Source organism: Sulfurimonas sp., from assembly GCF_041563035.1.
In the GTDB taxonomy this organism is placed as follows: domain Bacteria; phylum Campylobacterota; class Campylobacteria; order Campylobacterales; family Sulfurimonadaceae; genus Sulfurimonas.
On record NZ_JBFFNS010000001.1, the window covers coordinates 210,029 to 224,447 of the forward strand.

At 34.8% G+C, this 14,419-nt stretch carries 13 protein-coding genes; 10 read left to right on the forward strand and 3 right to left on the reverse strand.

Translation table 11 applies throughout. From position 1 onward, the window contains the following. Window positions 1–13: 13 nt before the first annotated feature. Window positions 14–1,825, reverse strand: a complete 1,812-nt coding sequence (locus ABZC13_RS01030) for a methyl-accepting chemotaxis protein (RefSeq protein WP_372999431.1) — start codon at window positions 1,823–1,825, stop codon at window positions 14–16. A 210-nt stretch (window positions 1,826–2,035) separates the two neighbouring features. Further along, on the reverse strand, window positions 2,036–2,386 hold the full coding sequence (locus ABZC13_RS01035) for a hypothetical protein (protein WP_372998676.1): 351 nt from the start codon (window positions 2,384–2,386) through the stop codon (window positions 2,036–2,038). A gap of 148 nt (window positions 2,387–2,534) precedes the next feature. Between ABZC13_RS01035 and ABZC13_RS01040 the strand changes: the two genes are divergently transcribed. The 10 genes from ABZC13_RS01040 to ABZC13_RS01085 all read left to right on the forward strand — a co-directional run bounded on the left by ABZC13_RS01040 (window position 2,535) and on the right by ABZC13_RS01085 (window position 13,886). Beyond that, a complete protein-coding gene (locus tag ABZC13_RS01040) occupies window positions 2,535–4,013 on the forward strand; it encodes an NAD(P)/FAD-dependent oxidoreductase (protein WP_372998679.1) in 1,479 nt (492 codons plus the stop codon). A gap of 50 nt (window positions 4,014–4,063) precedes the next feature. After that, window positions 4,064–4,795: a fumarate reductase cytochrome b subunit gene (locus tag ABZC13_RS01045; RefSeq protein ID WP_372998682.1), complete on the forward strand. Its 732-nt coding sequence runs from the start codon at window positions 4,064–4,066 to the stop codon at window positions 4,793–4,795. Further along, the gene (locus tag ABZC13_RS01050) at window positions 4,795–6,783 is read left to right on the forward strand and encodes a fumarate reductase flavoprotein subunit (protein WP_372998685.1); all 1,989 of its coding nucleotides are present in this window, start codon (window positions 4,795–4,797) and stop codon (window positions 6,781–6,783) included. The genes ABZC13_RS01045 and ABZC13_RS01050 overlap by 1 nt, the downstream gene beginning before the upstream one ends. Then, the gene (locus ABZC13_RS01055) at window positions 6,780–7,523 is read left to right on the forward strand and encodes a fumarate reductase iron-sulfur subunit (RefSeq protein ID WP_372998688.1); all 744 of its coding nucleotides are present in this window, start codon (window positions 6,780–6,782) and stop codon (window positions 7,521–7,523) included. Before ABZC13_RS01050 ends, ABZC13_RS01055 begins: the two co-directional genes overlap by 4 nt. A 51-nt stretch (window positions 7,524–7,574) precedes the next feature. Next, window positions 7,575–8,930: an NADP-specific glutamate dehydrogenase gene (gene gdhA, locus ABZC13_RS01060; RefSeq protein WP_372998691.1), complete on the forward strand. Its 1,356-nt coding sequence runs from the start codon at window positions 7,575–7,577 to the stop codon at window positions 8,928–8,930. Between the two features lie 126 nt (window positions 8,931–9,056). Further along, window positions 9,057–10,778 carry a mechanosensitive ion channel family protein gene (locus ABZC13_RS01065; RefSeq protein WP_372998694.1) on the forward strand — a complete coding sequence of 574 codons (1,722 nt, stop codon included), beginning with the start codon at window positions 9,057–9,059 and terminating at the stop codon, window positions 10,776–10,778. Window positions 10,779–10,864: 86 nt separating this feature from the next. Further along, a complete protein-coding gene (locus ABZC13_RS01070) occupies window positions 10,865–11,479 on the forward strand; it encodes a molecular chaperone (protein WP_372998698.1) in 615 nt (204 codons plus the stop codon). Between the two features lie 4 nt (window positions 11,480–11,483). Next, entirely contained in the window at window positions 11,484–12,596 is a 1,113-nt protein-coding gene (locus ABZC13_RS01075; RefSeq protein ID WP_372998701.1) for a 4Fe-4S binding protein, read from the forward strand. A gap of 17 nt (window positions 12,597–12,613) precedes the next feature. Then, the gene (locus ABZC13_RS01080) at window positions 12,614–13,375 is read left to right on the forward strand and encodes a hypothetical protein (protein WP_372998704.1); all 762 of its coding nucleotides are present in this window, start codon (window positions 12,614–12,616) and stop codon (window positions 13,373–13,375) included. A 4-nt stretch (window positions 13,376–13,379) separates the two neighbouring features. Further along, window positions 13,380–13,886, forward strand: coding sequence for a hypothetical protein (locus ABZC13_RS01085; RefSeq protein WP_372998707.1), 507 nt, complete (start codon window positions 13,380–13,382; stop codon window positions 13,884–13,886). Between the two features lie 25 nt (window positions 13,887–13,911). Here ABZC13_RS01085 and ABZC13_RS01090 read toward each other — a convergent pair whose 3' ends face one another. Then, window positions 13,912–14,418 carry a phosphatidylglycerophosphatase A gene (locus ABZC13_RS01090; RefSeq protein WP_372998710.1) on the reverse strand — a complete coding sequence of 169 codons (507 nt, stop codon included), beginning with the start codon at window positions 14,416–14,418 and terminating at the stop codon, window positions 13,912–13,914. Window position 14,419: the final 1 nt, after the last annotated feature.

Here is a 14,419-nt window from a genome sequence, read left to right on the forward strand (position 1 = left end):
GAAAGAAATTCTCTTAGTTTTGTTTAGATTCTACTAGCATAGCATCTAGTAGTGCAAATAGTTCGTTTGAAGCATCTTCCATCTTATCAAAATTACGTACAATCTCATCAGCATTATCAAGGGTAGATGTAATTGCAGTGTTGTCAATATATGTTAAGTTAATATTAGCGCTATCGTGAACAATAGCATGTGGAGTTGTGATTTTAGAAAAAGATGAAGTAGCAGAAAATCTGTTTTTACCTTCATTATCATACCACGTACCTAAACTACACTCATGTGGTGTTTGGTTAGTTAGAAGTTTTTCTAAAGACATAACTGAATTATATGCACGAGACTTGTAAAGAATATGATCTAGTTTGGCAAGAACAACAAATATAGAATTTTCCATCTCATAAGAATAGTTTACGATTTCACTTGAGTTGTCACTAAGTTCAATCAGAGTCCCTTCAAACTCATTGATCTTGCTAGCTGAACCCTCAACAGTAGTTTTCATAGTAGTTGAACTCTCTTGAATCTCATTCATATCTTGTTGTAGAGATTTTATAGATACAGAGATCTCTCCAGTAGCTTTATGAGTTCTCTCTGCAAGTTTTCTAACTTCATCTGCAACAACAGCAAAACCTCTACCATGTTCACCTGCACGCGCAGCTTCAATAGCTGCATTTAGTGCTAGTAGGTTTGTCTGATCTGCTATATCTGTAATAAGTTCTATAACAGAAGTGATATCATTAGTCTGATTTGCAAGTTCACTGATACTATGGTTGTTTGTACTTACTTGCTCACTTAAGTTACCTAGTTCATTAACGATTTCATTAACATTTTTACGAGAGTCAGACGCTAAGTCAGAAGCAGATTTTGTAGCTTTTGTAACTTCTTTTAGATTCCCGATATTCTCTCTCAGGTTATCAATGATAAGTGAAAGTGATTCAGATACGTTGATACTTTTTGTACTAAGTTGAGAATTGAAAGTATCTCTGGCAGCTTTTTGATGCTGTTCTTTCATAAACGTGATACTTTTATCAACGCTTTTAATTGCTTCAACAAACTCACCATCCATACCTGCAGATGAGATTTGATGACTGAATACACCCTTGGAAGCATCTGTAATTGTCGTGTTTATCTCATTGATAAGATTTTCTATATGCCCTAATAACGTTGATAGTTCACATCCAAGTATTCCAAGCTCAGTTTTTGTATTGTGCTGACACTCTTCTCTATGTGTAAAATCACCTTTTGCCGCATGACCGATAAGTGTAATGAATGAACCTATACCACCTGTAATAGATTTTCTAATAACATTTGCTAAAATAAATACTACAATAGCAACAAAAGATCCGGCAACAAGGACTAATATTTTGTAAAAGTTTAAATCATCAGCTAAAGATAGGGAATTGTTTGTTAGCTCTTCACCCTTATGTTTTACAAGTTTTTTAAAAGCAGTCCTAGAACTGTTTGCAAATGGTGTCAGATCGTTCTTATACTTTTTGTAGACCTTTGTTTTATCGTTTAGAATATCATCACTGCTTAAAGATTCCATCATTTTATATGAGTTGTTCAAAAAGAGCATTGTTGATGTTTTTGCTTCTTGTACCATAACAAGTGAAGTGTCATGTGCCATCATCTTTTCTAAAGATGAAAAAAGAGTTCCAATTCTCTCAATAGACTCATTTAGCTTCGACATATCTTTACTGTAGTCTCCACCAAGCATAATGTCTCTTGTTGTTCTACTTACATAGTTTAGATTTTTTTCTATCTCTAGTGTTTGAAGTGCACCTAGCATAGAATTTTTATGAAGGTGGTCGTACTTAGACTCTATATGGCTCATAGCCCAAAAAACGAATATAGTCGCTGAGAGGACTGACATGGTAACCATTAAAATGAATAAGTTCATCTTTTTTTGGATACTGGTATTTGCAAACATTTAATTACCTTTGTTTAATAATGTGCTTGCATTCTATCACATGAAATAAGAAATAATTATAAAAAAAGGGTATAACTTATAGATATATCAATTAAATGTGATTATTTTACCACTTTATAGATACATTAGCTGTGATAATAATATGATGATTACAACTAGTGAAAAAGGAAAGTAATGACTTTTGAAAACCCATGGTTGAATACCAAAGAAGACTTGATTGATGCCTCTAAGACCAAGCCAAAGTCCTAGAAAAGCTTTTATACTAAGTAGCATCTGAAAATGTGTAAATCCACTCTCAGTAATCTCTCCAAAGACTTGATAAAAAAGATACATACCTGTAATTACGGCTACGATAAGAGCTTTTGGAACTACTTTTCTTACATGCATCATAATAGCTTCTCTGGCTTTTTTATGCTCCTCAACATCTAGAGTCTTAGGCATTTTAGATAAAAACAGCACGTCCACGAATAAAAAACCACCGTAAATAAAGACTGAAAAAATATGAATAGTATGAATGATTGTATAAGTGATAGTATCTCCTTTAGATAACTGGATTTTAACATAATTATAAATAGGAAATGGTTGTTTTATATCAATTGTTGTAAAATACCTTATGAAAAAATTAAATTATAATGTTTGTGTTATAGGTTGTGGACCAGCGGGATTTGCCGCTGCTATGAGATCATATGATTTTGGAAATCATGTCTGTATCATAGAGGGGAACAACATAGGTGGAGCAGGTATTGCAGATGGTGCTTTAAGTTCTAAAACAATGTGGGAACTATCAAAAGATTTTTCTATTGCAAATAAAATAGATCGCGGTTATCGCGCTTCAAATATTAGTATAGAGTATGAAAAAGTCCTTGATAATGTTTTCGCTGCTGTTCGAGAAAAAGAGTATCAGATCAGGTCGCAAATTGAGACATTTTCTAAAACTGAGGATAGTTCAAAGAGTCTGACACTTATTGAAGGCTGGGGAAGTTTTTCAAGTGATAAAAGCATTATAGTTACTAAACATGACGGCGAAATTATAGAGATTATTGCAGATGATTTTATTATTGCAAGTGGTTCTCATCCAAGAAAGCATCCTCTTCTTGAAGTAGATGGGAAAAGAATTATTACTTCTGATCATATATTAAAACTAAAAAAGTTTCCAAGAGAGATATTAATTGTTGGTGCCGGTGTAGTAGGATGTGAGTTTGCAACTATATTTGCAGAATTTGCTCAAACCAAGGTACATCTGCTTGATTCTCAAGAGAGAGTAATACCTTTTGAAGATGATGATGTAAGTGATTATGCTGCACAGATGCTGGAGAAGATAGGTGTATCTATCTACCATACAGCATCTCTTAGAGCTATTAAAAAGCATGATACTCACATAGATGTTACCCTCGATTATAAAGATGGACATACTGAGGTTATTAGTGTAGAAACTATTTTGGTCTCAATAGGGCGTGTTCCCAGTTTTAAAAAGCTTGGATTGGAGAATGTTGGTATTGAACTAACTGACCGTGGGCTTATATGTACAAATGAGCAGTGTATGGTTAATAATAATATCTATGCAGCAGGTGATATCTCTGGACATAATGCTCTTGTAAATGTTGCTGAGATGGAAGGAAGATTTGCTGCAAAAGCTATAGAGTCTAAGATAAAATTTCCTCTGCGCTATAGAAATATGTCAACAATTATGTTTTTTAATCCTGAGATATCAGCAGTAGGTCTAAATGAAAAAGAGTGTCAAAAAGCAGAGATTCCATACAAGGTGGTTTTTTACAAACATGCACTAGTCTCCCGTGCGATTGCAATGAGAGACACAGATGGCTTTTTTAAGATGATAGTGACTGATGAAGAGAATCCTAAAGTTTTAGGTATGAGAGCAGCTGGACCACAATCTGCAGCATCTATCATGTATATAGCAACTCTTATGGATCATAATGTTCGTCTTGGAGATATAATGAAAACTGTACATCCTCACCCAAGTATGACAGAAGGGATTCAAGAATGTATAAGAACTTTGCTTGGTAAGTCTATATTTAAACCTGAAGCGTTCCCTCAATACATAAGCTTTAAAAGTTGGAAGCCAAACCATTGATAATTATAGTAGAATTGCGTGATAAATTTAATCACATTTTCGGAGAGTAGATGAAGAATAAAAAAATAGATAAAACACCAGCAAGATTAGACTTTATTCAGAGTAGTACAGGACTTATTTTAGGAGTGTTCATAATGGGACATATCCTTTTTGAGTCTTCTATTTTAATTAGTAATGAAATGATGTACAGAGTAACAATAATGTTTGAAGGTTATTATTTTTTTGGTGAGACTTATCCTGGAATTATTTCATTTTTAGCAGGTGCTATTTCTCTTATATTTATTCTTCATGCCGGCGTTGCACTTAAAAAGTTTCCAAATAACTATAGACAACACAAGGTTATGCGTAACCATGTTCTTGGTATGAAACATGAAGATACTACTTTGTGGGTTGTTCAGATTATGACAGGCTTTATCATGCTTTTTATCGGTTCTGTTCATCTATACACTATGATGGCTGAACCGTCAAATATCGGACCATATGCATCTTCACACAGAGTTCTGCATGAACATATGTGGCCTCTTTATTTTTTGCTGCTTTTATCTGTAGTTTCACACGCTTTTATAGGTTTATATCGTCTTGCTATGAAGTGGGGTTTTATGCAGGGAAAAAATACAAAAGAGTCTAGAAAAAGATTTAAATTATTGATGAAATCTTTGATAGTAATCTATATCGTAGTCGGTTCACTAAGCCTTATGAAATATATCTACATTGGATACACAACTGATTGTGAATCAGGTGAAAGATACAAATCAACAACTATAAATCTAAAGGCTCACTAATGAAAGTTATTTATACAGATGTTCTAATTATTGGTGGTGGTCTAGCTGGTCTAAGAGTAGCAACAGGTATAAAAGAGAGAGGACACAATGCTGTTGTACTTAGTCTTGTCCCTCCAAAACGTTCTCACTCATCAGCTGCTCAAGGCGGGATGCAAGCCAGCCTTGCAAATTCAACTATGGGTGATGGAGATAACGAAGATATACACTTCTCTGATACTATCAAAGGTAGTGACTGGGGAGCTGATCAAGAAGTAGCCCGTATGTTTACCCACTGTGCACCAAAGGCGATTAGAGAACTTGCTCACTGGGGAGTTCCTTGGAGTAGAGTGCAAAAGGGTGATAGAGAAGCTATTATAAATGCCCAGAAAGTAACTATTACTGAAAAAGATGAGGCTCACGGTCTTATAACTGCCAGAGATTTTGGCGGTACTAAAAAATGGAGGACTTGTTATACATCTGATGGAACTGGACACTCTATGCTTTACGCGATGGACAACAAGGCTCATGAAGAAAAAGTTGAGATTCATGAGAGACTCGAAGCAATTTCACTTATCCATGAAGATGGCAGATGCTACGGAGCAGTTGCAAGAAACCTTATGAGTGGAGAGTTGGTAGCATATGTTTCAAAGGCTACTACAATAGCAACCGGTGGATATGGACGTATCTACAGTGTTTCTACAAATGCCATTATATGTCAAGGAATGGGTCAGGCTATTGCGCTAGAAAGTGGTGTAGCAACATTAGGAAATATGGAAGCCATACAGTTCCATCCTACTGCAATCGTTCCTGTTGGGATACTTACGACTGAAGGTTGTCGCGGTGATGGCGGACTTCTTTTGGATAAAGATGGTTACAGATTTATGCCAGACTACGAGCCAGATAAAAAGGAGCTTGCATCTAGAGATGTTGTGAGCCGTAGAATGACTGAACATATGAGAAAAGGCAAGGGTGTTAAGTCTAAGTATGGAGATCACCTATGGCTTGACATTACTATTCTAGGTCGTGAGCATATTGAAAAAAATCTTCGTGAAGTAAAAGAGATCTGTGAGAACTTTTTGGGGATAGACCCCGCAGTTGACTGGATACCTGTAAGACCGACTCAACACTACTCAATGGGTGGAATACGTACTAAGTATACAGGCGAATCTCAGACTATGAAAGGACTTTACTCTTGTGGTGAAGCGGCTTGTTGGGATATGCATGGATTTAACAGACTTGGCGGAAACTCTGTAAGTGAGACAGTTGTGGCAGGGATGCTGGTGGCTGAGTACATAAGTGACTTTTTAGATTCTAAAGAGAGTGATATGCAGATTCACAGTGCTAAGGTGGAGTGCTTTTTAAAACAAGAGTACGATAAACTTGAAGCGCTTCTTACAAAAGAAAATGGAGAAGATGCTTATGTGCTTCGCCGTCGAATGGAAGAGATTATGATGGATAAGGTCGGTATCTTTAGAAATGGTGATGATCTAAAAGAAGCTGTTGATGAATTACAAGAGTTACTAAGAAGAAGTAAAAATATAGAAGTTTTTCGTTCAAAATCTCGTGCGGCGAATCCTGCGCTTGTAAATGCATATAGAACTCAAAGAATGATAAAAGTAGCATTAACATGTGCACTTGGAGCATACCTACGACAAGAGAGTAGAGGTGCTCATTCAAGAGAAGACTTCCCTCAAAGGGATGATGAAAACTGGTTAAAAAGGACGATTACTTCATGGCCAGATCCTGAGCAGACAATGCCTAGTGTTAGTTATGAAGAGATAAATGTTTTAAGCATGGAGATGCCACCAGGATTTCGTGGTTATGGAAAAGATATGACTCATCACCATCCTATGACTAAAGTGAAACAAGATAGTATAGATGCAACAAGAAAAAAGCTAGAAGAAGATGGCTTAAACAGATTTGAAATCCAAAATATTCTTATGCCGTTTATGGATAAACTACCTAAAAAATATCAGGGTATTAATGAAAGACTAGGAGAAAATGTATGAGAGATGAGAAAAAACCGAGGCTTTTAAAAATAAGTATTTTAAGGTTTGATCCACATGATCCAGAGGATGTGCCACATATGGAAACATTTAAAGTTGAAGAATCTGATGGCATGACTCTATATATAGTTTTAAATGAGATAAGAGAGCACCATGATAATTCCTTGAAGTTTGACTTTGTTTGTCGTGCAGGTATCTGTGGAAGCTGTTCAATGCTTGTAAATGGAAGACCAAAGCTTGCATGTAGAACACTTACTTCTAAACTTGGTGAACATATCACTCTTGCACCTCTTCCTCTTTTTGAGTTAATAGGAGACTTATCTATATACACAGGGAAATGGATGCGTTATCTTAATGAGCATCTTGAGACTTGGATACACGATAAAGAAAAAGAGATAAAATTTGATAAATTAGAAGAGAGAATGGAACCGGCATTGGCAGATGAGATCTATGAACTTGACCGTTGTGTTGAGTGTGGATGCTGTGTGGCCGGATGTGGAACTATTCAGATGCGACCCTCATTTACTGGTGCTGTAGGACTTAACAAGATAGCTCGTTATCATTTAGATCCAAGGGATAAACGTAGTGATGAAGAGTATTATGAGCTTATAGGTGATGAAGACGGTATTTTTGGATGTATGACTCTTCTTGGCTGCGAAGATGTTTGTCCAAAAGACTTGCCACTTCAAAGTAAGATAGCATATTTAAGAAGAATGATGATTAAGACATCAATGAAAAATTAAGAACATAAGTTATAAAATAAAATATAAACAGACAAAACTATAGGAGTTTTAATGACGACAGCAGAGAGTAAAATTAAAAAATTTGAGAGTGGGAATTGTGAACAGGATAAAGTTTTTTATCAAGCAATGGAAGAGGTAATTTATTCAATAGCACCACTATTGGAATCAGATGACAGATATAAAAAACATGCTATTTTAGAGAGACTTGTCGTGCCAGACAGGATTTTTAAATTTAAAGTGACTTGGATGGATGATAATCAGAATATTCAAGTAAATACAGGCTATAGAGTTCAGTTTAACAATGCCCTTGGACCATACAAGGGCGGACTTCGTTTCCACCCGTCTGTAAATGAGGGAATACTTAAATTTTTAGGTTTCGAGCAGATTCTTAAAAATGCACTTACCGGTCTACCAATCGGTGGAGGTAAAGGAGGAAGCGATTTTGACCCTAAGGGTAAAAGTGACTTTGAAGTTATGAAGTTTTGTTCAGCTTTTATGACTGAACTTCATAAATACATCGGACCTCGTATAGATATTCCTGCAGGAGATATCGGTGTAGGGGCCAGAGAAATAGGTTATCTTTTTGGTGAATATAAAAAGATAACTTCATCATATGAGGGTGTTTTAACAGGTAAGCCTTTTATGTTTGGCGGTTCGCTCATGCGACCGGAAGCTACTGGATACGGTACTGTTTATTTTACAGAGACTATGTTAGAGATAGAAGGAAAAGAGCCACTAAAAGGTAAGATATGTACTGTAAGTGGAGCAGGAAATGTTGCGCTTCATGCAATAGAAAAGCTTTACCATATAGGAGCTATCCCTATTACATGCAGTGATTCAAGAGGAACTATTCACGATCCAAGGGGTGTAGACCTAGCACTTCTTAAAGAGTTGAAGTTAGAAAAAAGAGAATCTTTAGAAGCATATATTCTAGTCCACCCTGAAGCTAAATATATTCCAGTTTCAGAGTATCCAGAGGATGGGCATGCTGTTTGGGATATTCCATGTTATGCAGCATTTCCATGTGCAACTCAAAATGAGCTAAATGGAACAGATGCCCAAAACTTGATTGTAAATGGATGTGTCAGTGTAAGTGAGGGTGCGAATATGCCTTCAACACCAAAAGCTGTAAATGATTTTCTGTCTCACAAAATATGTTTTGGACCTGCAAAAGCTGCAAATGCAGGGGGTGTTGCTGTTAGTGAGTTTGAGATGGCTCAGAATGCTTCTATGAGCAAGTGGAGTTTTGAAGAAGTAGATGAAAAATTAAAAAATGTAATGCAACAGATTTGTAAAAGAGTTGCTTTAACTGCTAAAGATTATGGAGTTGAAGGAAATTATGTAGATGGAGCAAACATAGCAGGGTTTAAAAAAGTTGCAGATGCTATGATTGCTGAAGGCATCTAAGAGATTAAGAAGGAGTCTGTCATCAAAAAGTTACTTATAATTTTAATATTAGTTCTGCCACTACTGGCTAAGTCTGGTCCGGACTATTCACCTTTTATCACTCAACAGCTTGAAATGATAAAGCAGATGAATGATGACAATGTAACGCAAGAGAAGATAATGCAGATAGCCACAAAGCAAGAAGCTCTGTACTCTAAAGCATTAGATGACATTCTAAAAAACAAAAACAGATTTATAGATAAATCCAGAATCTATGATTCTGAGATCTTTGCACTAGAAAAAATCATAAAACTAAACAAACGTCTTGGTAATAAATATGCAACTATTAGAGATGAGGTCTTAGTAAAATCATACAAACTTTTAAATGCACAAAACAAAATGATTAAAAATATCCTTATAGCATTAAATAACATGAGCTTTGAAGAGTTTCAGTTATACATGAGTGATATGTTTGTTAAAAACCAAGAAGATAACGCTAAGATAACCAGTGTTGATTATGAAGCTGTTTTACAGATTGATGAACCATCAAGAACTCTAAATCAGGCTAAGGAAAATATTAAAGATTACTACGCATTACTGGAATTAAATGGAGATACCATTAAATATCTATCTTTGTTTGAAAAGAAGATGTACAGGCTAAATAAGTACTCAAATTATAATCTGATAAATCCTGTTATCTTCATAAACAATACTGCTATAGCACAACAGATAAACTCTGTTATTCGTCCATATGGCTTTGATGTAGTAAAAATTATTTTTATATTACTTGTATATGTAATTATATATTTAATCCGTAAATACCTTTATAAAGAACTTGAAGCATATATTTTTGATATAAAATCTCTAAAAAAATATTCAAAAGATATCTTAAATAGTGCTCGAAAGCCTATAGAACTTATGATTATCTTAATCAATATTGAAGTGACTATTTATATTTATAATGATTTTGCAGGAGTCGGTACTTTTGATAAGTTTTTTACTATAAGTTATGTTATATTACTTACATATATAATCTATAAAATTGTAAATGTAATATCAAGTATAAAAATTCATGAGATTGATACGGTTGATAAAAAGGTTAAAAGTGAAGTTATAAATGTCGGTATAAAGATAGTTAACTTTATTATTATGATTATTGGATTATTAGTAGTTTTACATTTTGCAGGGGCAAATCTTACTACTGTATTGTCCGGTTTAGGAATAGGTGGTTTTGCTGTAGCTCTTGCTGCAAAAGACTCTTTGGCCAATTTTTTTGGAACACTGTCTATTTTGATAAGTGATGTCTTTTCCCAAGGTGATTGGATAGTTATAGATGGAGAAGAAGGCACAGTAGTAGAGATAGGATTAAGAGTCACGACACTCAGAACTTTTGATAATGCGATTATTGCTATTCCAAACTCTATTTTGGCTAATAAGGGTGTTAAAAACTGGAACAAACGTTCACTTGGACGAAGAATAAAGATGAATATTGGTGTTAAATACGATTCAAAACCGAGTGACATTAAAAATGCCGTAAAAGAGATTTATAAGATGCTAGAAAAGCATCCAAAAATTGCCACCCAAAATACAGAGTATGATTACTCACACTCAAAACGCTCTAAACTTGTCTCAAAAGATGATGAACTTGGTGTAAAAAGAACTCTTCTTGTATATTTGGATGAGTTTTCGAGTTCAAGTATTAATATTCTTGTCTACTGTTTTTCTAAAAGTGTAAATTGGAGTGAATGGTTAGATACAAAAGAAGATATTTTGTATAAGATAATGGAGATTTTAGAGAAAAACTCTTTAGAGTTTGCGTTCCCTTCTGTGAGTATTTATAAGGAAAATGAGCCTAGTCAGATAAGCTAATCATATTTTCAGTCTTTTGTGATAAAATCATCACTTTAAAAATAAGAATTATATAATTTTAACAAATAAAAAAAGGTATATGACCTATGCAACAAACACAAGCAAGAGTGAATATTTACGCACTTATGTCTCGAATCTTACTTCAAGAGTTAGATGCTAAGACACTTAAGATGATAAAAGAAGATGAAAACATTCTAGATTTTTTTCCAACCTTAAAAGAGTGGAAGCAGTTAAACGAGATTGATAATACTAAACTTTTAGAAGAGTATTTCAACCCTGATTTTGTAAACCTGTCTATACTTCATCTTATCCCTTATGAGTCTTTTTATGTTAGAGAAGATCAAATGGTAGAGACTGGTGGAGCAAACCCTGTAACTGATATGTACAGCGCTTACAACTTTATGGTTGACTATGAAGCATCTAGAACTGTTTCATCAGATCATATCGGTGTTGAGTTTGAGTTTATGCATCACCTGTGTCAAGCTGAATTAAAAGCAATGGAAGATGAAGATTTAGAGTCTGTTAAAGAGATAAGAGAAGTGCAACGTGAGTTTTTAAATAAACACTTAATCAACTGGGCTCCTTTATATCTTATCAACATGAAGTTTGAAGCAAGAACACCTCTTTATTACGATGCAGCAGAAATGGCTTTAGAGTTCTTACTTAGTGATAACGAATATCTTTCACAAGAATCAAAATAGTTAAATGTCATTAATATCACTAAATGCCAGCAGATGTGTTCGCTCACTTGCACGTGAGAGCGAATGTAATAAGTGTGAAATTATCTGTCCTACAGATGCTATTGTAGTAGGAGAGAATCCTCTACCGGCAATAAACTTCTCATCTTGTGTTGGTTGTGGTGCATGTGACGCAATATGCCCTAATGAGGCGCTCTCTCTTGATTCATTCAAACCTACAGAGTTTTTCTTCGAGTTTGTAGAAGATAAAGAGAATCTTATCTCTTGTCGCAAAAATGTTCCTTGTATAGCAGCTCTAAGTGTTGAGCATATTATCTCTTTAGCTATTTTGAAAAAAGAGATGGTTCTTGATATGGGACATTGTGAGGGTTGTTCAATTGCTCACACATGTAAACCTCAAATTCTTAAAAACTATGAAGAGGCAACTTACCTTCTAAATGCTATGGAGAATGAGGCTGAGATAAGAGTTGAAAATGTTTGCTTTGTTAGTGAAGAATCACAAGAAAATAAAGAGAGTAATAGAAGAGATTTTTTCAACTCTATAACTCTGGGAAATGTTGCAAAAGGTAAACATGCTTTTGAAGCAGAAGTTAAAAAAGCTACAGATGAGCTGGTTGAACATACTCTTAAAAAAGAAGATATTGCACTTTTGAAGAAAAAAAGAGTTCCAGAGAAAAGAAAGCTTTTTTTCACAGCTATTAAAAGAGTATCCAAGCCTTCTACCTATCATGTAGTAGATGCTAATGAGGTTACTTTTACATCTGCTAAACTTCTAAACGAAGAGAGTTGTACAGCTTGTCAAATGTGTTACAGAATCTGTCCTACAGGTGCCCTAACATCAGATGTTAAAAACTCTAAGATAGACTTTGATCCATTTCTTTGCATAAAGTGTAGTATCTGTCATGATGTATGTGAACCAGATGCTATAACACTTTCACCTTCATACAATGTAAAAGAGTTTTTTGAGCCTACAGTTCAAAACCTGATCTCTTTTAATGTAAGAAGATGCGATGAGTGTAATGTGATTTTCAGCACAAATGCAGATGATAGAATGTGTTACAGATGTAAAGCAGAAGATGAAGAAGCACGTGAACTTTGGGGTATAACAGATGATATGTAAAATAGGAAGATGCAATTATGATGAATAATGCAAATGAAATCTCACACCAGACAAAACTCTTTGGCTATATAGGTGCAGAGGCCGGTGTAAGTAGATTTAGTGCTGTGATAAACAAGATGTTTAAAGCTAATAGTGATGACGTGATGATGATTCCCATGAACATCAGAGAAGATGATCTTTACTTTACAGTAGCAAACATGAAAAAATCACACGTTAACGGTGCTGTAATATCTAACGAGTATGTAAATGATATTATAGAGATACTTGATGAAGCAAGTAGTATGGTTAAGCGAACTGGGATGTGTGACATAGTCTTTAAAGAGGGTGAGAAGCTTAGAGGCGATATCTTTACTACAAGAGTGCTTACTGAGTATTTAAAAGATATAAGGGCTTCTAAGGTAGCTATAATTGGTGTAAACCCACATGCCAAAGCTTTCTCTTTTTTAGCTTGCGGATTTAATGTGAGTTATTTTAATGAAAATCTTGAAGAGCTTATGAATTTTACTCAAGAAGTTGAAGTAAGAGATGCTGACCTAAATCGTATAGCTACTGGAATGAGCCTTGATATGTCAAACTTTGATGTAGTACTTGATTTTTCAGATTTTGACTCTTTAGAAATGATAGAAAAGCTACCTCTTCACAGTATAGATATGAAAAATACAAAAGAGTTCTCATGCTTGAGAAAAAGAGCGCAAGAGTTAAATACGAAGTATGTCAGTTATGATGATATGATCGATAAACTAACTGCACAAGCATATAGATTAATAACTAAAGGATAATAATATGAATGAACATGATTTAAGTGATTTAAGAGCAGAATTCGATAAATTTGTTAGTGATAAATGTTCACTAAACCCAGAAGAGGGTATGCAACAAGATAGAGATGTTGGTGATAAAGAAGATGAAGAGCCTGTACCACAGTTTGTAGATGCTTTGACTTCTAGACTTTTAGCGCCTGCACATAGTGGCGTATATCTTTCTCGTTTAGACATCAAAAGAATTGCTGAAGCCATTGATGAGTCTATCCCTATTAAAGAGCGTGTAAAAATGGTGAAATCACTATTTAGACACACGACTAAGAAGGATTATTTAAGAGATGCATTCGCTGAGATAGATAAACATATCCACGGACGTATATTAATATATAAAGAACTAAGTGAAGCTTTCCCAGCATCTAAGAGTGTTTTTGATGGACATATCGCTAAAGCTGAGAAGACTATGAGAATGTTTAGTACGATTATTGAAGACTTTGAAGAGATCGAACCGACTAGCGATCCAATGTTTGTATAAAACTTTAGTTTTATACAAACATATATTAAAGAATCCCTTGAAGCTGTAACCAGCCCTGCCAAATAAGTGAACTTGATATTCCGGCTGCAAAACCAGCAACTATATCATCACCCATAACACCTATACCACCTTTAGCCTCTCTGTCGATTCTTCCTATAACCGAAGGTTTTTTGATGTCAAAGTATCTAAAAAGTGCAAAAGATAAAATAGCTTGGATTAAAAATCCATTCTCAAAGTTTGTCATATCACCCATAGAAATGCTTATAGCAGGTGCAACGCTTAGTGCAAACCACATTCCAGCAAGTTCATCTATAACTATGCGCTTGTCATCATGTATGCCTGTTCTCTCTTCGTACTTGTTAATCTCACGAATTGCTATTATTGTTATTAATATAGTCGCTAAGAAAAGTGTCTCAACTTGAAAAAAACTAAGTATTAAAATACCTAGTATAAGTGCCACAAAGCTTCCTGCAGTACCAGGAGCTTTAGGAAATAGGCCACTGTAGCCTAACGTTATAAAAAACCAGTTCATT